The following is a 20,949-nucleotide window of genomic DNA, read 5'->3' as shown; positions in this document are numbered from 1 at the left end:
GCGCCTCCTACTTGCGGAACATTTTGAGCATGCGATGGGTGACCCGGAAGCCGCCGCCCACGTTGATGCTGGCGATCAGCACCGCGACAAACGCCATGATGCCGACGGCAATATTCTCCGCCTGGGCCAGATGCAGAATGGCACCGATCACGATGATGCCACTGATGGCATTGGTGACGCTCATAAGCGGCGTATGCAGGGAAGGCGTGACGTTCCAGATGACCTGCCAACCGATGAAGCAGGACAGAACAAACACCGTAAAGTGTTGCAGGAAGCTCTCCGGCGCGTGAGCGCCAACGCCGTAGAGGGCGAGGGCAGTTACAACCAGAAGAGCGGTTTTGCCAATCAGGCTCTTGCGATCGGCGTGTTTCTTGGCCGCTGCCTTGTCAGCGGCCGAGGGTTCCTCGGTGCCAGGCGCAGGCTTGGGGCTGACCGGCGATTCCGGTTTTGGCGGCGGCCAGGTAATGTCCTCCTCGTGCACCACCGTCAGGCCGCGGATAACTTCGTCGTCCATGTTCACTACGGGTTTGCCGTCTTTCTCGGGGGTCAGCTCGGTAAGCAGGTGCACAAGGTTGGTGGCGTAGAGTTCACTGGCCACCTTGGCCATGCGGCTGGGCAGGTCGGTGTAGCCGATCAGCGTAACACCATGATGATGCGCCACCTTGCCGGGTTCGGTGAGTTCGCAGTTGCCGCCCCGCTCGGACGCCAGATCCACGATCACGCTGCCGGGCTTCATGGATTTCACCATATCGGCGGTGATCAATTTCGGCGCCGGTTTACCGGGAATCAGCGCAGTGGTGATGATGATATCCACCTCTTTCGCCTGCTCGGCAAACAACGCCATCTCCGCCTTGATGAACTCGTCGCTCATCTGCTTGGCGTAACCGCCGCTGCCGCTGCCGTCCTCATTCTCGAAGTCCAGCACCAGGAACTCGGCCCCCATGCTCTCAACCTGTTCCTTCACCTCCAGACGGGTATCGAAAGCCCGCACGATGGCGCCCATGCTGTTGGCGGCGCCGATCGCTGCGAGGCCTGCAACCCCGGCACCTATCACCATGATTTTCGCCGGAGGCACTTTGCCTGCGGCGGTGACCTGCCCGGTAAAGAATCGCCCGAAGTGGTTGGCCGCTTCAATCACCGCCCGATAGCCGGCAATGTTGGCCATGGCACTGAGAGCGTCCATTTTCTGGGCGCGGCTGATCCGGGGCAGGCTGTCTATGGCGAAAGACGTAATTTTTCTGGCCGCCAGCTTTTCCAGCAACTCCGGGTTTTGCGCCGGCCAGATGTAGCTCACCAGAAATGCGCCCTCCTTCATCAGATCCGCTTCGTGCTTGCCCAGTGCCGGATTCTCCATGGGCGCCCGAACCTTCAGGATAAAGTCGGCCTCTTTCCAGAGAGAGCTGGTATCCGTTGCGATGGCTGCCTCGACTTTCTCATAGGCAGCATCGGAGTAGTTCGCGGCTTCGCCGGCGCCGCTTTCAACGATCACCTCATAGCCGAGCCCGATTAACTTGTGAACAGAAGGTGGCGTCGCGGCTACTCGCCGCTCGTCCTCAAAGATTTCCTTGGGGATACCGATTTTCATTATTGGAGTGCCTCCGGATTTCCCGATCAATCACTTGTTCTGGTTATCTACATACTAGTGCAGGTTGCCAGATCTGCCCGGAAAGCGGAGTTGTCGGAGGTTTTTCAGCTTTGTTTCAGGGCGAGGCTTTCGACTTCTGTCTGCGACAGGTGATCAAGCATCGCCCCGCGGAACTGCCGATTGATGAAGTGCTCGGTTTCGGTCTGGATGGCTTCCCGCTGGGCGGGTTTCTCGATGTAATCCATGGCCCGGAACAGGATGTAGCGGATCGTCATGCGGGAGATTTCGTGAATGGTTTCGGGCGGCACGGCGGTGACCAGCTGTCGCTCGATAATATCCTCGGCCATTTCCCGGGCGCTGGCTTCAAGTTGTGATTCCAGGGCACGGCGAAGTATCGGGGAAGGGCCGTGGAGTTCCCGGACAGCCACCGTAGTTGCCGCCGGATTGGCGAGAAAGTAGTGATACACGAACGCCACCGTATCTCGCGATGCCTGTTCGGACGAGTCCGCCATCTGCCGCAAATCCCGGACGCCGGCTTTCATCTCTTCGGCAATGTAGCCCAATACCGTCAGCCCAAATTCATCCAGACTCTTGAAGTGCCGGTAAAACGTATTCGGATTCAGCCCCGCCTCACGGGCAAGCTCCCGCAGTCCCAGCGACGTCAGGCTCCGGGTTTCGGTAATCAGCCGAAGCGCCGCCTGAATGAGTTTCAGTTTTCCGCCGGTTAATCCGTTCATCTTTTCCTCTTGGTGGGGTGCAAGAGCGGCTGTCGGGGCCACCTTCCCACAAACGGCCAGCCCCCCAACCAGAGCCCGCCGTAAAGGCCAACTACCAGTCAACCGAGGCCAATCACCGATCCAGGAGTATACGGTTGTCTACCAATCTGTGTATACATGTGTCTACCAGTCATCATGACCAACTAGACAACAACAGACAAGGCCAGGCAGGCCAACACAGGAGTGCAGCAATGGAACAGAACACACAGATCGCCATCATCGGCACCGGCTTCTCCGGCCTGGGCATGGCCATCAAACTCAAGGAAGCCGGCTACAACGACTTCGTGATCCTGGAGCAGAGTGACGACATTGGCGGCACCTGGCACCAGAACCACTACCCGGGGTGTGCCTGTGACGTGCAGTCTGCACTCTACTCCTTTTCCTTCGAACAGAACCCCAACTGGAGCCGGATGTATGCCCAGCAGCACGAGATCAAGGCCTATCTGAAGCACTGTGCCGAGAAATACGGCCTGATGAAGCACATCCGCCTGAACACCCATGTGGCCGGGGCGCGATTTGACGAAAACCGACAGCGGTGGACCCTTGAGACCTGTGATGGCCCAGCATTGTGGGCGTATATGCAGGACAAGGGTATGAAGCCTGGAGACCGGTTGGATCGCACCGATGAAAAGCTGCCCGAATTCAGCACGTTGAAGGCGGATATCCTTGTTTCCGGGATGGGGGGATTGAGTACACCAGCTTATCCGGAGATCAAGGGAATCGAGTCCTTCACCGGCAAGCGCTTTCATTCCCAGGACTGGGACCACGACTACGATCTGCGCGGCAAGCGGGTGGCGGTGATCGGCACCGGTGCCTCGGCCATCCAGTTTGTTCCAGAAGTGGCAAAGCAGGCGGCACGGGTGGACCTGTACCAGCGCACGCCGCCGTGGATCATGCCCAAGCCGGATCGGGCCATCCGGCCGCTGGAGAAGCGGCTGTTCCGGGTGTTCCCGCAAACACTCAACGCCTTCCGCCAGAGTATCTACTGGTCGCTTGAGGCACGGGTGCTGGGCTTTGTGGGCAACCCGCGGATTCTGAAACTGGGTGAGCTGCAGGCCCGCCGGCATATCCGTAGCCAGATCCCGGACAAGGCGCTGCGACGGAAGGTTACCCCGGATTTCCACTTTGGCTGCAAGCGGGTACTGATTTCCAACAACTACTATCCGGCGCTGGCACAGGATCATGTGGAGGTGGTGACAGACGGTATTCGCGAGGTGCGGGGCAACACCGTGATCGACGGTCAGGGCAATGAGCGGCAGGTGGATTGCATCATCTACGGCACTGGCTTCCGCGCCCAGGACCCGATTCCTTCAGGCATGATCTTTGGCCGAAACGGCCAGGACCTGCTCGATGCCTGGAAAGACGGTGCCGAAGCCTACAAGGGCACCACCGTCAGTGGCTTCCCGAATTTCTTCATGCTGATGGGACCGAACACCGGTCTGGGCCACAGCTCCATGGTGTATATGATCGAGAGTCAGATCCAGTATGTGCTGGATGCCCTCCAACAGATGCGCCGGCAGCAGTGGACCAGCATCGACGTGAAACCGGATGCCCAGAGCCGTTACAACGCCTCTGTTCATGCCAGGCTGGGCGACTCCGTGTGGCAAACCGGTTGCAAGAGCTGGTACGTGAATGAAAACGGTAAGAACACCACACTGTGGCCGGGCTTTACGTGGCAGTTCCGGAACCAGACGCGGCGCTTCGACTCAGAGCAATACCTGTGTAAAGGCGCGAGTGACAGCGTTTCCGGAACTGAGACTGCCATGGCTGTCTAGCGTCGGATTTTCGGGGGCATCCGGTCGGGTTTCGCGGTAGTTAAGTTGCGTTTTGGCCCGAATGGCCAATACTTGAAGCAATGGTCTTGCCGGTATCGGCCAAGGATGTCCCCCGATGAAGCTGTTTCACTGCGGCCGATGCGCCAACCTGCTGTATTTTGAAAACTGTCGTTGTACCAGTTGCGGGTCTGGCCTCGGCTTTGCACCCGATGTTATGGACTTGCTGGCTATCGAGCCAAAAGATGATGGCACCTGGGCGGCAGTCGCCCGGGGCGATCTTTACCGGCTTTGTGGCAACTACCAGAGCCAGGGCACCTGCAACTGGCTGATCCCTCTGACCGACCCTCACGCTTTCTGTGTTGCCTGCCGCCTGAATCGCACTATTCCCGATCTCAGTGTCCCCAAAAATCAGGATCTCTGGCGCCGTCTTGAGAAGGAAAAACGGCGCCTGGTGTATTCCGTGCTGCGTCTCAAGCTGCCCTGCGAACCCAGGAACGAAGATCAGTACGGCATGGCATTCGATTTTCTGGCCGACCAGCCGGCGATGTTTGACGAGCGGTCGAAGGTAAAAACCGGCCATGCCAATGGCGTGATCACTGTGAACATTGCCGAGGCGGACCCGGTGGAACGGGAACGGATGCGCAGCCAGATGGCTGAACCCTATCGCACCGTTTTGGGGCATTTCCGCCACGAATCCGGCCATTACTACTGGGATCTGCTGGTCCGGTCCGGGCCATGGCTCGGGCCGGTCCGGGAGATGTTTGGCGATGACACCAGAGACTATAAACAGGCGATGGACCAGCATTACCAGTACGGTCCGCCGGGTGACTGGCAAAGCTGGTACATCAGCGCCTACGCCAGCAGCCATGCCTGGGAAGACTGGGCCGAGACCTGGGCACACTACCTGCATATGGTGGACACATTGGAAACGGCCTGGCAGTTCGGCCTGCGACTGCATGCCGAACAGAGCCCGACGCGCAGTGAACTTGATCCTGCCTTTGATCCCTATCAGGCAGACGACTTCGATGCGCTGATCAAGCACTGGTTTCCCCTCACGCTCGCACTCAACAGCCTGAACCGGAGCATGGGGCACGAGGACGCCTACCCCTTCGTGCTGGCAGCTCCGGTGGTCGAAAAGCTCCGTCTGGTGCACCGAATAGCACGCGGTGGTTAACGAAAGGACCCCAAATGAAAAAGAACAAATCGATAGACTGGAAAAATTACGATCCAAATGACTTCTACGATGAGCTGATCGCTGCAAAGGGGAAGCCCCGACGCGCGGCCACGGCGATTACCGACTACCTGGGCAATCTCGGTTCAGAGGAAATCCAGGCACGCCAGCAAGCGGCCGAGCTGGCGATACTGGAGATGGGGATCAGCTTCACCATCTACAGTGAGGGCGAGAATATCGACCGGGCCTGGCCGTTCGACATCATTCCCCGGGTGATCTCGCTCCGCGAGTGGGAGATCATTGAGCAGGGACTTGCCCAGCGCCTGACCGCCCTCAACATGTTCATCAACGACATCTACAACGATCAGAACATCGTCAAGGACAAGGTGATCCCCAAGTACGTGTTCGCCAACTCCAAGAACTTTCGCGAGCAGTGCCGGGGCTTTACGCCACCCCTGGGGGTCTGGGCCCACATCTGCGGATCGGACCTGGTACGGGACAAGGACGGCAAGGTGTATGTCCTGGAGGACAACCTGCGGGTTCCCTCGGGCGTTTCCTACATGCTGGAGAACCGCCAACTGACCAAGCGGGTGTTCCCGGAGCTGTTCGACAACACCAGCATCCTGCCGGTGGATGACTACACCAACCAGCTGTTCGACATGCTTGCGTCCATTTCGCCCCGGCCACAGGACCATCCCAGGATTGCGGTGCTCACGCCGGGTATTTTTAACTCCGCCTATTTCGAGCACTCCTTTCTGGCCCAGCGCATGGGCGCCGAACTGGTGGAGGGAGCCGACCTGGTGGTGGGTGAGGACGATTGTGTCTACATGCGCACGGTAGAGGGACTGGAGCGTGTCGATGTGATCTATCGCCGAATTGATGACGACTTCCTGGACCCCGAGGTGTTCCGGGCGGATTCCACTCTTGGTGTACCAGGGCTTATGCGGGCCTGGCGCAACGGCAAGGTTGGTCTTGCCAATGCGCCCGGTGCCGGCGTGGCCGATGACAAGGTGATCTACGCCTTCGTGCCGGACATGATCCGCTACTACCTCGATGAGGAGCCGATCATCCCGAACGTGCCCACCTATATGTGCGTGAACAAGCAGGATCAGGAGTATGTGCTTGAGCACCTCGACGAGCTGGTGGTGAAGCCGGCGAACGAATCCGGGGGCTACGGCATGCTGGTGGGGCCGCATTCCACCAAGAAGCAACGCACCGAGTTCGCCCGCCTGATCAAGAAGAACCCGCGCAATTACATCGCTCAGCCCACGCTGAGCCTGTCGGTGGCGCCCACCCTGTGCGACGAGGGGTTGGCGCCACGGCATCTGGATTTGAGGCCGTTCGTGTTGCAGGGCGTGCGAACCTATGTAACGGCCGGCGGGCTGACGCGGGTAGCGATGCGCAAGGGCTCCCTGGTGGTGAATTCCTCCCAGGGCGGTGGAAGCAAGGATACCTGGATCGTGGACGAGGAGAACTGATGTGCTGTCACGTGTAGCGGAAAGACTGTACTGGATGGCCAGATACCTTGAACGGGCCGAGAACAACGCCCGGATGATCATGGCTTTCAATTCCCTGGCGCTGGATATGCCCAAGGAGACCCAGCTGTCCTGGAAGGGGCTGGTGGCGGTAACGGGCATGGGCGCGTTGTTTGACCAGCACCACCAGAAGGCCGATGAGCGCAACTGTGTGAAGTTTCTGATGGCCGACAGTTACAACCCGAGTTCCATCGCCTCCTGCATCAAGGCTGCCCGGGAGAATGTGCGCACCACCCGGGACCAGGTGCCGACCGACGCCTGGGAAGTCATCAATGAACTGTACCGCTACATCCAGGAGCACATCGACCAGGGGGTGGGGAAACGGGCGCGGTACGAGTTCCTGAACGAGATCGTCGGTCGCTGCCAGATGCTCAATGGTTTGCTGGCCGGTTGCATGAGTCACGACGAGGGCTACGACTTCATCCGGGTGGGTCGCAACCTTGAGCGGGCAGACATGGCCACCCGTCAGATTGAAGTGGGCGCCCTGCAGTTCCTCGATGGCTGGGACGGTACGGAAACCTATGGCGGGCTGCTGTGGACCAGCGTTCTGCGCTACCAGAGTGCCTTCCAGATGTACCGCCATAACGTGCGGCGCAAGGTCAGCGGGCCCCTGGTTATTCGCTTCCTGCTGCAGAACGAGCCGTTCCCGAGATCTGTGCTGCATAGTCTCAGTGAGGTCGCCGGTGCCCTGGACCGCCTGCCGAGGAACGAGATTCCGCTGCGCACGGCGCTGCAGGCGGTCCGTCACACCCGTGAAGGCGACGTGGATGCGTTGATCCGCAAGGAGGACGTGATCCTTTTCCTGGAGAACCTGCAGTTGGAGATCGGTGAGCTTCACGACGACATTGCAGAGACCTGGTTTCCTGTCTACGAGACAGCCTGAAACTCCCAACACTATTCGCCTGCGAGATAGGTTCCATGTCGATTCACGTTGCCCTGAGCCACACCACTCACTATCGCTACGAGCGGCCCATCACCCTGGGGCCGCAGATCGTTCGTTTGCGCCCCTGTCCACATGCGCGAACCCGAATTCTCAGTTACTCACTGAAGGTTGAGCCGGAAGGTTACTTTCTGAACTGGCAGCAGGACCCGCAGGCCAATTATCTGGCCCGGCTGGTGTTTCCGGAAAAGACGGACGAGCTGAAGATCACGGTGGACCTGGTTGCCGAGATGGCCGTGATCAACCCGTTCGATTTCTTCCTGGAACCCCGGGCGGAGACCATTCCCTTCGAGTATGAGGAATGGCAGACGGCGGAGCTGGCGCCTTACTTGCAGAAACTGCCGGAAACACCGGAATTCCGGAAATGGATGGCCACCATAGACCGCAAGGAAACGCCCAGCGTGGATTTCCTGGTGGGCGTAAACCAGCGGCTAGCCAACCGGATTGATTATCTGATCCGGATGGAACCGGGCGTGCAGACGCCGGAAGAGACCCTGAAAAAAGGCTCCGGATCCTGTCGGGATTCCACCTGGTTGCTGGTCCAGACGCTTCGGCACCTTGGGCTGGCAGCGCGGTTCGTCTCCGGTTACCTGATTCAGCTCAAGGCGGACCTGAAAGCACTGGATGGCCCCTCGGGCGCGGAGGAAGACTTCACTGACCTGCACGCCTGGTGCGAGGTCTTCCTGCCCGGCGCCGGTTGGGTGGGACTGGATCCCACGTCTGGCCTGTTTGCCGGGGAAGGTCACATTCCGCTGGCCTGCAGCCCGGATCCGTCTTCGGCCGCGCCCATATCCGGCATGGTGGAAGACTGCGAGGTCGAATTCGAGCATCAGATGGGCGTCCAGCGCATCTGGGAAGCGCCGCGGGTGACCAAACCCTACACCGAGGAGCAGTGGCAACGCGTTGTGGATCTGGGGCATGAGGTGGACCAGCGCCTGACCGAGCTCGATGTGCGTCTGACTCAGGGCGGTGAACCCACTTTCGTGGCCAATCACGACCGTGATGAGCCTGAGTGGAACACCGAGGCCATGGGCCCCACAAAGCGCAAGAAGGCCATTGAGCTCTACCACCGGATGCGGGACCGCTATGGTGCCGGTGGGCTGGTGCATTTCGGCCAGGGCAAATGGTACCCGGGAGAGCCGCTGCCCCGGTGGTCACTGAACTGTTTCTGGCGCAAGGATGGCGAGCCGATCTGGCATGACGAGCGTTGGCTGGCGGACGAACGCACGGAAGGCAAGGCAGGCCCGGAAGATGCTCACCGGTTTTTGTCGGCCCTGGCGACGGAACTGGGTGTCGATGAAAAGCACCTGTTCCCGGGGTTCGAGGATGCCTTTTATTACCTTTGGCGGGAACGACGGCTGCCGGTCAACGTCGATCCCTTTGATGCCAAGCTTGAGAATGCCCTTGAGCGGAAGCAGCTTCAGCAGATATTCAGCCGGGGTCTGGATGAGCCCGTCGGCTACGTGCTGCCACTGCGTGTTTCCGAAAAGGAGAAGGCCTGGGAGACCGGACCCTGGTTCCTGCGCAGTGAGCGTTGCTACCTGATTCCGGGCGGCTCCCCCATGGGCCACCGGCTGCCCCTGGACAGTCAACCCTGGGTGGAAGAAGCGGATTACCCCTGGATCCACGAACAGGACCCGTTTGCCCCTCGCGGGCCCTTGCCTGTCAGCGAACAGATCCGTCAGTGGAACAGCCACAGCCAGGCTGGCCAGCCGTCTTCGGAGCTGGAGCCACCTGTCAAAGGCAAGTCAGCACCCGAGATTGTCCGAACGGCCCTTTGTGTGGAGCCCCGGGATGGCATCCTTCGCGTTTTCATGCCGCCGCTGGCGGAGCTTGAGCCTTATCTTGCGCTGGTCTCGGCCATCGAGAAGACCGCCGCAGAGCTCAAGCAACCGGTCTTGCTGGAAGGCTATGAGCCACCCTCCGACCCACGGTTGAGTCATTTCCGCATCACGCCGGACCCGGGGGTGATCGAAGTGAATGTACAGCCGGTCAAGACCTGGGATGAGCTGGTTGAACAGACCGAGACGCTCTATGCAGACGCCTACGAATGCCGGCTCACGTCCGAGAAGTTCATGATGGACGGCCGTCATACCGGCACCGGTGGCGGCAACCATTTTGTGTTGGGTTCGCAAAAGGCCGAGGATTCTCCGTTCCTGCGGCGCCCGGATCTGTTGCGTAGCCTGATCAGCTACTGGCATAACCATCCCAGTCTGTCCTACCTGTTTTCCGGCCTGTTCATCGGCCCCAGCTCCCAGGCCCCCAGGATTGACGAGGCCCGTAACGACCATGTGTTCGAAATGGAGCTGGCCTTCAAGGAGATGGAGCGGCTCTGCCCGGTGGGCAAGAAAGTCGCGCCCTGGGTGGTGGACCGCTTGCTCCGGGATCTGCTCACGGATGTCACGGGCAACACCCATCGAGCCGAGTTCTGTATCGACAAACTCTATTCCCCGGACGGTCCGGGCGGGCGTCACGGTTTGCTAGAGCTGCGTGCCTTCGAGATGCCGCCCCATGCCCGCATGAGCCTGACCCAGCAGCTGCTGTTGCGCGCGCTGGTGGCACGCTTCTGGGAGCAACCCTACAAGCCGCCAGGGCTGGTGCGTTGGGGCACCGAACTGCACGACCGTTTCCTGCTGCCCCACTATGTCTGGCAGGACTTCGAAGATGTGATCGACGATATGAAGGCCCGTGGTTACCCACTCGAAAGCGAGTGGTTTGCGCCCCATTTCGAGTTCCGGTTCCCCCGGATCGGCGATTACAAGGTCAAGGGCATCACCCTTGAGCTGCGTTCGGCCCTGGAACCCTGGCACGTCACCGGGGAGCACGGCGCAATTGGCGGTACTGCCCGTTACGTGGATTCCTCACTGGAGCGTTTGCAGGTGAAGGTGCGCGGCGCCGCGCCGGATCGCTACCAGATCACCTGCAATCAGGTGCCTCTGCCACTTCAGCCTACCGGCATGGTGGGTGAATCGGTTGCTGGTGTCCGTTACCGGGCGTGGCAGCCGTCGCAGTGCATGCACCCTACCATCGGGGTAGATGGGCCGCTGGTGTTTGATATCGTGGATACCTGGAATGAACGCAGCCTGGGCGGGTGTGAGTATCACGTGACCCATCCCGGTGGCCGGAATTTCGAGACGCTGCCGGTGAATTCGTTCGAAGCTGAAGGCCGCCGTATGGCCCGTTTCTTCCGGATGGGCCACAGCTCAGGCCAGCAACCCCTGCGGCCGGTGCCGGAGCACCGAGAGTTCCCGTTCACCCTGGATTTGCGGTATCACAAATAACATGTGGGAACTTACCGTTTGATACTGGCTCAGGGGACTGTAAAGCGGCTATGCTTCCAGCTCACTGACCAACGGAGCCTGAATTCACGGTGGCGAAGCAGCGCGCAGTAACTGACATCCTCCGCCAGTACCACCCGGTGCCGCATCGGTTCGATGAGCTTGGCTCCATGGGCTCCGTGCCGCCATCCCACTGGCGGCCATTGTTGCAGCAGCTAAACCTGGAGTCAGTAGCCGGCCTCAACCTCAGGGCCCAGGCAGTATCCAACGCCATCGCCGAGGATGGCGTAACTTACAACGTCTACGAAGACCCTCGTGGCGATACCCGCCCGTGGGAAGTGGACCTGCTGCCGCTGGTGCTGGGTTCTCATGAATGGCAATGGCTTTCGAAAGCCGTCGCCCAGCGGGCGGAGCTGCTGGACAGCGTTCTGGCCGATCTTTATGGCGAACAGTCGCTTCTGAAAGAAGGGCTTATGCCTCCGGCCCTGGTCTATGGACAGGCGGGCTTCCAGTGGCCCTGCCAGGGTATCCAGCCTGCGGGTGGCCGTTTCCTGCACCTGTACGCCGTGGATCTGGCGCGCGCGCCGGACGGTGGCTGGTGGGTGATGGCGGACAGAACCCAGGCGCCTTCCGGGGCTGGTTACGCGCTTCAGAACCGGCTGGTGATTTCCCGGGCGTTCCCGGCGCCGTTCCACAACCTGCCGGTGACCAACCTTTCTGAGTTTTTCCAGGGCTTTCAGAACAGCCTGGCGGGTATGTCGCCAGCCGGAACCGAATCGCCGCTTTGCGTGCTTCTGACCCCCGGGCGGTTCAACGAAACCTATTTCGAACACGTGTTCCTGGCCCGTTATCTGGGGTTCCCCCTGGTTGAAGGCCAGGATCTGACCGTGCGTGATGACACCGTCTACCTGAAAACCCTCCAGGGCCTGCGCCGGGTGCATGCCATCTATCGCCGGCTGGACGACGGTTTCTGTGATCCGCTGGAGCTTCGCGCCGATTCGGTGCTGGGTATTCCCGGGCTGCTGGGTGCGGTGCGGGCAGGCAAGGTGCTGATGGCAAATGCCCTGGGATCAGGCGTTCTCGAGAGTGCCGCGTTGTTCGGCTTCCTGCCCGAGATCTCGAAGAAATTGCTGGGCTCGTCTCTTGTCATGCCATCGGTGGCGTCCTGGTGGTGTGGTGAGAAACCGGCCCTGGACTATGTGATCGAGCACCTGGACGAACTGGTGATCAAGCCAGCGTTCGCGAGCATGCGCATGGAACCGGTATTCGGCTATCAGGTGAAAGGTGCCGAGCGGGAGGCGCTGATCAAGAAGATGCACGCCCATCCCCATGCCTTCGTCGGGCAGGAACTGGTGCACCTGTCGCAGGCACCGGTCTGGAAGGGAGACCCGAACCAGCCACTGGAAACCCGGTCTATCGGCTTGCGGCTGTTCGCGGCAGCCACGCCTTCGGGCTGGCGGGTCATGCCCGGTGGGCTGACCCGGGTGGCCATGGATGAGGGTGTGGAAGTCATCTCCATGCAGCGGGGTGGACTTTCAAAGGATACCTGGGTGCAGGCTCGCTATACGGCACCCTCCAAATCGCTTATCAAGAAACGTCTGCAGGTTTCCGACCTGCTGGACGGAGAGCGGGACACGCCCTCGCGGGTGGGCGAAAACCTGTTCTGGATGGGCCGGCACTCCGAGCGGGCGGAGGGTACCGCCCGGTTGTTGCGGGCGGCTTTCAACCGCCTGTCGGGGCACGACCAGGCCAGCGAGGAAGCCCTGCTCGGGCTCCAGCAGGCGGCCGAGCAGTTTGGAACTCTCCCGGAACCTGAAGAAGACGCGGTACCCGAGCCGCTTCCAGACGTGTTGCTCAGGGCGGTGAGCGACGTGACATCCCCTGGTTCGATCGCGGCCATCCTCCAGGCGCTGCTGTTCAATGCCAGCCAGGTTCGGGATCGGCTGTCCTCCGACAACTGGCACACGCTTAATCGGGTGGGTAAGCCCCTGAGACCGGCGCCAACCACCCCGGACCAGTCCATCCGGGCGTTGAATCTGGTGTTGCTGGACTGTATCTCCCTGGCCGGCTTCGCCATGGATGACATCACACGGGATGCCAGCTGGGTTTTCCTGGTGATCGGTCGGCGCCTGGAGCGCCTTGCCAATCTCTGTACCCTGATCTGCGTGCCGTTGTTGAGCGACAGATTCAGCCGTCAGGCGATGCTGGAGTGGCTGCTGGAAGTGGCCAACTCGGAAGTGACCTATCGGACCCGATACCGTCGGACACCGGAGTTGCTGGGCGTTATTCATACCCTGGTGATCGACGCGAGCAACCCCCATTCGGTGATGTTCCAGCTGCGGCAGCTACAGAAGGATCTGCCGGAGATGAGCCGGAAAACCGGCCAACTCTTCCCCCCGGACCTGAACGAATCACTTCAGCGTCTCCAGGCACTTGATCTGCATCCATTTGAGCGTAAACGACCGGACAAAGCCTGCGAGGTTCTGGCGGATTTGTTGTACGAGATCCGGTCGGAGGCCTATCGTGTATCGGATGAAATCCAGCGGCAGTGTTTCATTCACACCCGGTATTCGGACCGGCCTGTGAAACCGGATTGAGGGGGCTGTCATGACATTTGTCCGTTACCATGTGCGTCATGAGACCCTGTACCAGTACGACCAGGTGGTGGGGGAGTCCCATCATTTGCTGAGGCTGACGCCACGGGCGCTTCCGTGGCAGAGAAACCTTGAGCACCACTTGGCGATCTCGCCGGAGCCGTCGGCACGGCGCTCGTTTCTCGACTGCTTCGGCAACCGGATCACCAAGATTCATTTCACCGGTGACCACGAGTACCTGGAGATCGTCAGCGAGTTCTGGGTGGAATTGCGCGACCGGCCGAAGCCCTCGGCTGCGGCTGCCAAGGTGCCCTGGGAGGCCGTGCGCGATAGCCTGCGGTACCGTGCAGACAGGAAGTTCCCGCCGGACCATCTTCAGGCCACGGCGTTCCGATTTGTCTCCACCAACGTGCCCATTGATTCCCAGTATGCCGCCTACGCACGAGAGGCCTTTCTTCCGGGCCGGCCCCTGGTGGAGGCGGCAGATGCCCTGATGCGGATGATCCATCGGGACTTCAAGTTCGATGCCTCGGCAACGGAAACCTTTACCCCGGTGGAACAGGCCTTCAAGGCCCGTCGAGGCGTTTGCCAGGATTTCTCCCACATCATGATTGCCTGCCTGCGATCGGTAGGCCTGGCTGCCCGCTACATGAGTGGTTATATCCTCACCCATCCGCCCGAGGGCAAGGAGCGATTGGTTGGCGCCGATGCCACCCATGCCTGGGTGGCTGTGTTCGTACCGGATTTTGGCTGGCTGGAGCTGGATCCCACCAATGCCCTGAGGCCGGATCTGGAACACATCACCCTCGGCTGGGGCCGTGACTTTTCCGATATCACACCGATGCGGGGCGTGCTGCTGGGCGGCGGTGAACATGAACCGGAGATTGCCGTGACCGTGGTGCCCGAGGAAGAGTTCGCCTCACTGTACGGCGACGGCGAAACCTATCTGGAAGAACTGTCGACTTAACCGAATTCACCCGTCCGGCTGTGGTTAAGCTTATCCATACGTTCACTTCCTTACGGCAGAGTGCCGCGTAGCAAGCTATGCTTGCTGGCTTTCGATGGCACCCGGACGACACGGAATGATTGAAACGTTTTTCTCGACTTACATCAGCAGCACCATTCGCTTCCTGTTCCTGCTGGCGCCTTTTTTCGTGGTGACCATGTTCCTTGCGCTGACCCGGGGGCTGCCAGCAACCGAGAAGACATCGATTATTCGCCGAGCCTGCGTTTCGGCCTTTTTGATGGGCGTGATTCTGTTTTTTGCCGGCCCGCTGTTGTTCAGCGCCATCGGCATTACCCTGAATTCGTTCCGGATCGGTGCCGGTAGCCTGCTGTTCCTGACCGCCATCAGCCTGGTGACCAGTGGTACCCGGAATCACGCCACCGGGCTGCCCGATGAAGATCGCGATGACATTGCCGTCGTGCCTCTGGCGATTCCGGTGATGATTGGTCCGGCCACCATTGGTGCGATCATGGTGTATGGCGCCGAGCTCAATCGGGTATCCGAAGTGGCAGGCGGGCTCCTGGGGCTGGTATCCAGCCTGCTAATCCTGGCGGTTCTGCTGCACCTGTCCGGCTACCTTGAGAAAGTTCTGGGTAAAACCGGCCTGAACATCATGTCCAAGATCAGTGGTCTGATTCTTTCGGCCATGGCTGCGGAAATTGTCCTGACGGGTATTGCCGGTTTTATTGCCTCCACCTAAAGTATTCGGCGGTCCGTTTTTGCTGCAGGATGTCTGATGTCTGCCAATACCATTGAACATAATCGCAAAAGGCACGATTTTTCCGGTGTCGAGTCGGTCTGGTTGTTCGGCTATGGTTCCCTGATCTATAAGGTCGATTTTCCTTTTCTTGAGCAGCGCCCGGCGTCGATTCGGGGTTGGGAGCGGCGGTTCTGGCAGGGGTCACACGATCACCGGGGAACCCCCGAAGCGCCTGGAAGGGTGGTAACCCTCATAGAAACGCCGGAGGCCGTCTGCAAGGGTATGGCGTTCCGGGTGTCGCCCAATGTGTTCGAACATCTGGATGTCCGGGAAAAGAACGGGTATCTGCGCCTGAGCACCCGGCTTACCTTCGATGATGGCAGCCATGCCGAGGGTCTGGTGTACATTGCCACCGAAGACAACGAAGCCTTCCTAGGCCATGCGCCGGACGCCGATATTGCCAGACAAATAGCCTCTGCCTCGGGGCCCAGTGGTCCCAATGCCGAGTATCTGTTACGGCTCGCTGAATCGCTCCGCGCCCTTGGTGCCGATTGTCCCCACACCTTTGCCATTGAATCCCACCTGAAGTCTGCCTTCGAAAACGACACGAAGGGACACTAGAACGTCAAGCAGATCGGGCATTTCGTAAAGATCCTGCAAAGCCCGCCCCGGGGCACTGACATTCTCTCCTGGTTCGATAATCTGGGTTCAGAGGCATCCGGCACTGGGTCCGGTTGCAAGATCCGTCTCTTAACCGAACGGGAGAATCATCATGAAACGATTGTTGATCGGAAGTCTGATAACGGCCTTCCTGATGGGATCTGCTCCGGTGATGGCCGACGACGATGACCGCCGTGGTCATGGCTGGCAAAAGCACCATGAGCGGGGCAATGCCCTGCCCCCGGGCCAACAGAGAAAGTTTCTGCAGGCCCATTACCGCGACGACCGTTATGATCGGCATCATCACAAGCCCCGGCACCACAAGCAGCATAAGTGGGACCGCAAGTACCACAAACGCCACAGACATCACGCTGACAAGCGTCACTGGGGCAAGAAACACAAGCGCGATGTCTATCGTGACCGCTATGACCGCCGGCGTGACTGGCATCGCCACCATTCGGGCCATTACCGCATCAAGCTGGGCTACGGTGACGGATTGCCACCGGAGGCCAGGATCGGTCGTATCATTCACGACACTCATGTGCTAATCGAATCTTCCCGGCACTGAATGACGCCTCCCGGCCCCTGGGTTCCTGTTGCTCAGGGGCCGGATTGAATCCCCTGGGCGGTTCCCTGCGCCGGTGCTGCAACCCGATCAGCAGCAACGGCACAACAATCATCAGGCTGCCCGCCAGGAACCACAGGTCGGGCACTTCCCCGAACCAGATCCAGCCAATCCCCACGGCCCAGATCAGACCAGTGTACTCGGCGCTGGTAACCTGGTTGGCATCCACCTGCCGGTAGGCCAGCAGCACGGTAATGTTGTAGCCCAGAATGAACAGCGCCGAGCCCATGGCGCCGATCAGGATGCCCGAATCCCATTCGGCACCTTCCCACCAGGCCAGGGCACCAGCCGCTGGCAGAATCAGCAGGTAGTTCAGGAATAGTTTGTGGACGGTGCTCTGCTGTTTCGGCAGTTTCCTCACCAGTACGGCGTTGATGGCCAGGGCAAAGGCTGAGGCGAGTGCCGCCACGGCCGCCCAGTTGAATTCCACCGGCCGAAGGATAAGCACGATGCCGGCAAAGCCGCTGAACACAGCGGTGACGCTCAGTGGAGTCAGCTTTTCCCGGAACAGGAATACCGAGAGCACCATCACGAGGATGGGCGCTGCATAGAACACGGCGTTGGCAGTCGCCAGGGGCAGGTTGCCCAGGGCGATCACCATGCACAGAATTCCAGCCAGGTGAACGTGGGCCCGGAAGGTGTGGATTTTCAGGCCGGCGAACAGGTTTTTCCGGTCCAGTTGTTTGGCCAGCGGTAAAAGGAAGGCCAGGGTGATCAGGCAGCGCAGGAAAGCAAACTGGAACACCGGGGCGCCGGGTTCAAGCAGTTTGATGAATACGTCAGAGATCAATGCCATGGCGTTGCCGATCACCAGCAGAAGGATGGCGCTGTTTACGGTTTTTCCTGACATGTTTTTCTCCTCAATTCTACGACTCTGGGTGCACGAGCCCGGTCAGCAAATGGCTTCCGAAAACCGCTGCGAGTACGTCCATGTACGCTTGCTCCTCGCCTTCCATGGCTCCGAGCATTTTCGGAAGCCATTTGCTGCCCGGGCTCCCCTAATGTCAGTCCAACGCTAAGGTGAGAATAAGAGGTCTTTGAAATCAGATACTTGCGGTGGGGTCACCAAAAATTGAATTTGAGGTGACCATGATTAGGCGAGATTTCTCATGGTTTTCCACGGATAGCATGAGATTTTCCGAAAAAGATAAATTAAAACATCAGCTTATCGAGCCAAGGAGGCAGGTTTAGCACCGAAAAGAAGGGAGGTAAAGCGTTAATTGTGTTACCTGTGGATGTTTAAGTTCGGAGTGACAGTAATTAAGAAGGGGCCCCAAATCTATGGAGCCCCTTCCGGATCTTAAAGAATCTAGTACGTTGAGTGAGCTAAACGTTATTGAACGCGGCTTACCTCAAGCTGTATTTCTGATTCTTTGTTTTCGTCGACACCCTGAGGGTTCAGGTATTCAGCCTTACAGCCCCAATCCCGGAATAGAATCAGCTGATCATCATAATGCGGGCCTTTGGTGCCATCTTGTGCAACGAAGCCACTTTGACCTGGAGGTGCAACTGTACACATCTCGGTATTGCCCGAGTCATCGAATATTACCTGATGATTCTGGGTACCACGATTCATGTACGTTGGGAGCTCCAACTGTTCGGACTGGTTAGCTTGAGGCACACCCAAGAAGTTACGAGTACTGAAACGATGAACGGCCGCAGGCGTGAGCCAAGTGGCTCGGTCCGTGCCAAATTCCTGTTCCAGCTGAGATATTGCCTCTACGAGCGACTCCCTTACGATCGTGAGTTTTTCGTCATAAGTTGCTCCATTAAAGAAATCGAAAGTCTGTGTAACCCCCGCATCTTCACCGAGTAAGGCGTTATATAGGTATTTACTACTTTGCCCGGGGCGAACGCTCCCCCCAGCTGCGTAAACCGCTGAAGGTTGCCACCCATTCCACGTGAAGCCTGCCACCCGGACCGGAGCAAGGCTGCCACCCATCGGAGCGTAGCGACGCGGGGTTTCTCTTCTTACTCCGAAGTCTCAGTGCCCGTCAACTTTGCCTGCTGTTTTCGCATGGATTCGCCCCGCAGATTGATCTTGTAGGCGTTGTGTACGAGCCGGTCCAGGATGGCATCTGCCAGAGTGGCGTCACCGATGATGCCGTGCCATTCCTCGATGGGTAATTGGCTAGTGGCGATGGTGGAGCGCCGGCCATGTCGGTCTTCCAGCACCTCCAGCAAGTCCCGCCGGTTCTCCGCGCTCAGCTTCATCAGCCCCCAGTCATCCAGGATCAGCACGTCGACCTTGGCCAGGCTGGTCAGGAGCTTTGAGTATTGGCCATCGCCCTTGGCGATGGTCAGCTCTCGTAGCAGCCGGGTCAGGCGGACGTACTGGGCGGTGTAACCCTCCCGGCAGGCCTTGTGTGCCAGAGCACAGGCCAACCAGGTTTTCCCGACGCCAGTCGGGCCGGTGATGAGCACGTTCAGGTGTTCCTTCACCCACTGGCAGCTGGCCAGACTCTGGACAAGCCCTTTATCCAGGCCCCGTGAGTTCCGGTAATCAATGTCTTCGAGGATGGCGGCGTGTCGCAGCTTGGCCCGGCGCAGGCGGCTGCTCATGCGTCGGTTGTCCCGTTCCGTCATTTCCCGGTCGACCAGCAGGCCAAGGCGCTCCTCGAAGCTCAGGTCGGTAATGTCGGGGGTGGCCGATTGATCCGCCAGGGCGGCGGCCATGCCGGTCAGTTTGAGGGCGTGGAGCTTATCCAGCGTGGGATGTTTCAGCATGTCAGGTTCCTTCAGTGGTAGTAGGCGGGGCCACGGATGTTGTCGTGTGTGTCGGGTAAGGCCAGTTCTTGTTGCTCTTCCAGGGGCTGCTCATCCAGGCGGTGCTTGAGGATGGATTCGATGCTCTTGTATCGGCAACTGCCCAGCATCAGGGCGCGTTGGCAGGCACGTTCTAATCGTGCCTCGCCGTAGCTCTGGCCCAGCCGGAGAATGCCCAGACAGGACCGATAGGCCTGTTGCGGATGCTTTCTTGCCCCCAGCGCGGTACGGATAAGCTTTTCAGTTGCCGGTCCAGTCTTGGCTGCCCAGGCGGTCAGTCGCTCTGGGGTCCACTCGCCGGCTTGGCGATGGGACTCCGGCATGTGAGCGGCGATGGTGCTATGCCGACCCTTCTGATCCGAACGCCGGTGGCTGGCGATCCGGTTGCCCCGGTGGAAGCATTCGATGGTGTTGTGGGTGATCCGGACCTCCACCTCTTTCTTGATCAGGGTGTAGGGCACCGAGTAGTAGTGCCCATCGATGGCCACGTGGTAGTCGATGTGTACCCGGGCTTTTTTCCACTCGGCGTAGACATACGGCTCGGCGGGTAGCGGTTGTAGAACCGGCTGGTCCAGCTGTTTGAAGTGATCAAGCCGGCACCCGGGCAACTTGCGGAAGGGGCGGCTATTGAGCTTCTCCAACAGCTCACGGATGGTGGCGTTGAGCTGCCCCAGGGAGAAGTGCTGACGATGGCGCAGGGCCGCCAGGATCCAGCGCTCAACGATCAATACGCCACCTTCCACCTTGGCCTTGTCACGGGGCTTGCGAACCCGTGTGGGGACAACGGCCACGCCATAATGGCTAGCCATATCCTGATAGGTCGGATTGAGATCCGGCTCGTAGCGATGGGCCTTGCTGACGCCGGAACGGAGGTTATCCGGAACCACCAGTTCCGGCACGCCGCCCAGGAACTCGAAGGCTCGGATGTGAGAGCCGATCCAGTCCGGCAGGGTCTGGCTCCAGGTGGCCTCGGCGTAGGTGTAATTGGACGCACCCATCACCGCCACAAAGACTTGCGCCTCATGGATCTCACCGGTGGTGCGATCAATGACGGGCACCGTGTGCCCAGCATAGTCCACGAACAGCTTTTCACCGGCTCGGTGGTCCTGACGCATCACCAGATCCAGCTTGCCCTGCCAGGCCCGGTAGTGCTCGCAGAACCAGCTGTACTGGTAGCCATCCGGATTGGCTTCCCGGTACTCCTGCCAGAGCAGGAACAGGGTGACGTTCTTGCCCCGGAGTTCATCGTGGATTCGCTTCCAATCCGGAATGCCTCGGGCCTGTGCCGGCAGATCCGGTGGTGGCGGGAACAGCCGTTGCTCCAGCTGGGCTTCACTCAGATCCTCTGGCAGCGGCCAGCCAAGCTCCGCCTCAGCAGCACGCCGCAGATACTCGCTCACAGTGGGGCGACTGATGCCGCAGGCTGCGGCAACCTGCCGGTTACTCAGCCCTCGCTCCCACTTGAGGCGAAGGACTTCTTTGATTTTACGCATGGATAACCTCATCGCTGGCATCTGGCCCTCTCCGGATGAAAAGGA

General features: G+C 59.6%; 16 protein-coding genes. 10 read left to right on the top strand and 6 right to left on the bottom strand.

All coding sequences use genetic code 11. From position 1 onward, the window contains the following. Positions 1-7 precede the first annotated feature (7 nt). A complete protein-coding gene (locus tag SIC15_RS19630; protein WP_412536755.1) occupies positions 8-1,585 on the bottom strand; it encodes a Re/Si-specific NAD(P)(+) transhydrogenase subunit alpha in 1,578 nt (525 codons plus the stop codon). A gap of 104 nt (positions 1,586-1,689) precedes the next feature. Continuing rightward, on the bottom strand, positions 1,690-2,322 hold the full coding sequence (locus tag SIC15_RS19625) for a TetR family transcriptional regulator (protein ID WP_412536754.1): 633 nt from the start codon (positions 2,320-2,322) through the stop codon (positions 1,690-1,692). A 230-nt stretch (positions 2,323-2,552) separates the two neighbouring features. On the opposite strand from SIC15_RS19625, the gene SIC15_RS19620 reads away from it, so the two are divergent. The 10 genes from SIC15_RS19620 to SIC15_RS19575 all read left to right on the top strand — a co-directional run bounded on the left by SIC15_RS19620 (position 2,553) and on the right by SIC15_RS19575 (position 16,588). After that, positions 2,553-4,136 carry a flavin-containing monooxygenase gene (locus tag SIC15_RS19620; protein WP_412536753.1) on the top strand — a complete coding sequence of 528 codons (1,584 nt, stop codon included), beginning with the start codon at positions 2,553-2,555 and terminating at the stop codon, positions 4,134-4,136. A 115-nt stretch (positions 4,137-4,251) separates the two neighbouring features. Further along, the gene (locus tag SIC15_RS19615) at positions 4,252-5,310 is read left to right on the top strand and encodes a putative zinc-binding metallopeptidase (protein ID WP_412536752.1); all 1,059 of its coding nucleotides are present in this window, start codon (positions 4,252-4,254) and stop codon (positions 5,308-5,310) included. 14 nt (positions 5,311-5,324) lie between these two features. Next, positions 5,325-6,785 carry a circularly permuted type 2 ATP-grasp protein gene (locus SIC15_RS19610; RefSeq protein WP_412536751.1) on the top strand — a complete coding sequence of 487 codons (1,461 nt, stop codon included), beginning with the start codon at positions 5,325-5,327 and terminating at the stop codon, positions 6,783-6,785. Position 6,786: 1 nt separating this feature from the next. Further along, the gene (locus SIC15_RS19605; RefSeq protein ID WP_136629921.1) at positions 6,787-7,725 is read left to right on the top strand and encodes an alpha-E domain-containing protein; all 939 of its coding nucleotides are present in this window, start codon (positions 6,787-6,789) and stop codon (positions 7,723-7,725) included. Positions 7,726-7,760: 35 nt separating this feature from the next. Further along, positions 7,761-11,063: a DUF2126 domain-containing protein gene (locus SIC15_RS19600; protein ID WP_412536750.1), complete on the top strand. Its 3,303-nt coding sequence runs from the start codon at positions 7,761-7,763 to the stop codon at positions 11,061-11,063. A 167-nt stretch (positions 11,064-11,230) separates the two neighbouring features. Further along, positions 11,231-13,657 (top strand): circularly permuted type 2 ATP-grasp protein, encoded by a 2,427-nt coding sequence (locus tag SIC15_RS19595; protein ID WP_412537638.1) that lies wholly within the window; start codon positions 11,231-11,233, stop codon positions 13,655-13,657. 10 nt (positions 13,658-13,667) lie between these two features. Beyond that, entirely contained in the window at positions 13,668-14,621 is a 954-nt protein-coding gene (locus SIC15_RS19590) for a transglutaminase family protein (RefSeq protein WP_291904757.1), read from the top strand. Between the two features lie 115 nt (positions 14,622-14,736). Beyond that, a complete protein-coding gene (locus tag SIC15_RS19585) occupies positions 14,737-15,360 on the top strand; it encodes a MarC family protein (protein ID WP_088826543.1) in 624 nt (207 codons plus the stop codon). Between the two features lie 36 nt (positions 15,361-15,396). Then, a complete protein-coding gene (locus SIC15_RS19580) occupies positions 15,397-15,981 on the top strand; it encodes a gamma-glutamylcyclotransferase (protein ID WP_136629917.1) in 585 nt (194 codons plus the stop codon). A gap of 151 nt (positions 15,982-16,132) precedes the next feature. Beyond that, a complete protein-coding gene (locus SIC15_RS19575) occupies positions 16,133-16,588 on the top strand; it encodes a hypothetical protein (RefSeq protein WP_136629916.1) in 456 nt (151 codons plus the stop codon). Here the strand turns inward: SIC15_RS19575 and SIC15_RS19570 are convergent. The 4 genes from SIC15_RS19570 to istA all read right to left on the bottom strand — a co-directional run bounded on the left by SIC15_RS19570 (position 16,545) and on the right by istA (position 20,925). After that, entirely contained in the window at positions 16,545-17,495 is a 951-nt protein-coding gene (locus SIC15_RS19570) for a DMT family transporter (RefSeq protein ID WP_136629915.1), read from the bottom strand. The two genes, SIC15_RS19575 and SIC15_RS19570, sit on opposite strands and share 44 nt — an antisense overlap. Before the next feature lie 483 nt (positions 17,496-17,978). Further along, on the bottom strand, positions 17,979-18,587 hold the full coding sequence (locus SIC15_RS19565) for a penicillin acylase family protein (RefSeq protein ID WP_412536749.1): 609 nt from the start codon (positions 18,585-18,587) through the stop codon (positions 17,979-17,981). A gap of 29 nt (positions 18,588-18,616) precedes the next feature. Beyond that, positions 18,617-19,372, bottom strand: coding sequence for an IS21-like element ISSpu5 family helper ATPase IstB (gene istB / locus SIC15_RS19560; protein WP_008170042.1), 756 nt, complete (start codon positions 19,370-19,372; stop codon positions 18,617-18,619). 11 nt (positions 19,373-19,383) lie between these two features. Further along, complete coding sequence (gene istA, locus SIC15_RS19555) at positions 19,384-20,925, bottom strand: IS21-like element ISSpu5 family transposase (RefSeq protein WP_053114397.1); 1,542 nt, start codon at positions 20,923-20,925, stop codon at positions 19,384-19,386. Positions 20,926-20,949 lie beyond the last annotated feature (24 nt).

Source organism: Marinobacter sp. MIT932201 (assembly GCF_047123295.1).
In the GTDB taxonomy this organism is placed as follows: domain Bacteria; phylum Pseudomonadota; class Gammaproteobacteria; order Pseudomonadales; family Oleiphilaceae; genus Marinobacter; species Marinobacter salsuginis.
Note: the sequence above shows the minus strand (reverse complement) of the source record. Positions and strands in the feature narration are given on the sequence as shown.

Coding starts and splice junctions, on each gene's coding strand:
- SIC15_RS19630 (WP_412536755.1), bottom strand. CDS start 1,585: ATGAAAATCGGTATCCCCAAGGAAATCTTTGAGGACGAGCGGCGAGTA.
- SIC15_RS19625 (WP_412536754.1), bottom strand. CDS start 2,322: ATGAACGGATTAACCGGCGGAAAACTGAAACTCATTCAGGCGGCGCTT.
- SIC15_RS19620 (WP_412536753.1), top strand. CDS start 2,553: ATGGAACAGAACACACAGATCGCCATCATCGGCACCGGCTTCTCCGGC.
- SIC15_RS19615 (WP_412536752.1), top strand. CDS start 4,252: ATGAAGCTGTTTCACTGCGGCCGATGCGCCAACCTGCTGTATTTTGAA.
- SIC15_RS19610 (WP_412536751.1), top strand. CDS start 5,325: ATGAAAAAGAACAAATCGATAGACTGGAAAAATTACGATCCAAATGAC.
- SIC15_RS19600 (WP_412536750.1), top strand. CDS start 7,761: ATGTCGATTCACGTTGCCCTGAGCCACACCACTCACTATCGCTACGAG.
- SIC15_RS19595 (WP_412537638.1), top strand. CDS start 11,231: ATGGGCTCCGTGCCGCCATCCCACTGGCGGCCATTGTTGCAGCAGCTA.
- SIC15_RS19590 (WP_291904757.1), top strand. CDS start 13,668: ATGACATTTGTCCGTTACCATGTGCGTCATGAGACCCTGTACCAGTAC.
- SIC15_RS19585 (WP_088826543.1), top strand. CDS start 14,737: ATGATTGAAACGTTTTTCTCGACTTACATCAGCAGCACCATTCGCTTC.
- SIC15_RS19580 (WP_136629917.1), top strand. CDS start 15,397: ATGTCTGCCAATACCATTGAACATAATCGCAAAAGGCACGATTTTTCC.
- SIC15_RS19575 (WP_136629916.1), top strand. CDS start 16,133: ATGAAACGATTGTTGATCGGAAGTCTGATAACGGCCTTCCTGATGGGA.
- SIC15_RS19570 (WP_136629915.1), bottom strand. CDS start 17,495: ATGTCAGGAAAAACCGTAAACAGCGCCATCCTTCTGCTGGTGATCGGC.
- SIC15_RS19565 (WP_412536749.1), bottom strand. CDS start 18,587: ATGGGTGGCAGCCTTGCTCCGGTCCGGGTGGCAGGCTTCACGTGGAAT.
- istB (WP_008170042.1), bottom strand. CDS start 19,372: ATGCTGAAACATCCCACGCTGGATAAGCTCCACGCCCTCAAACTGACC.
- istA (WP_053114397.1), bottom strand. CDS start 20,925: ATGCCAGCGATGAGGTTATCCATGCGTAAAATCAAAGAAGTCCTTCGC.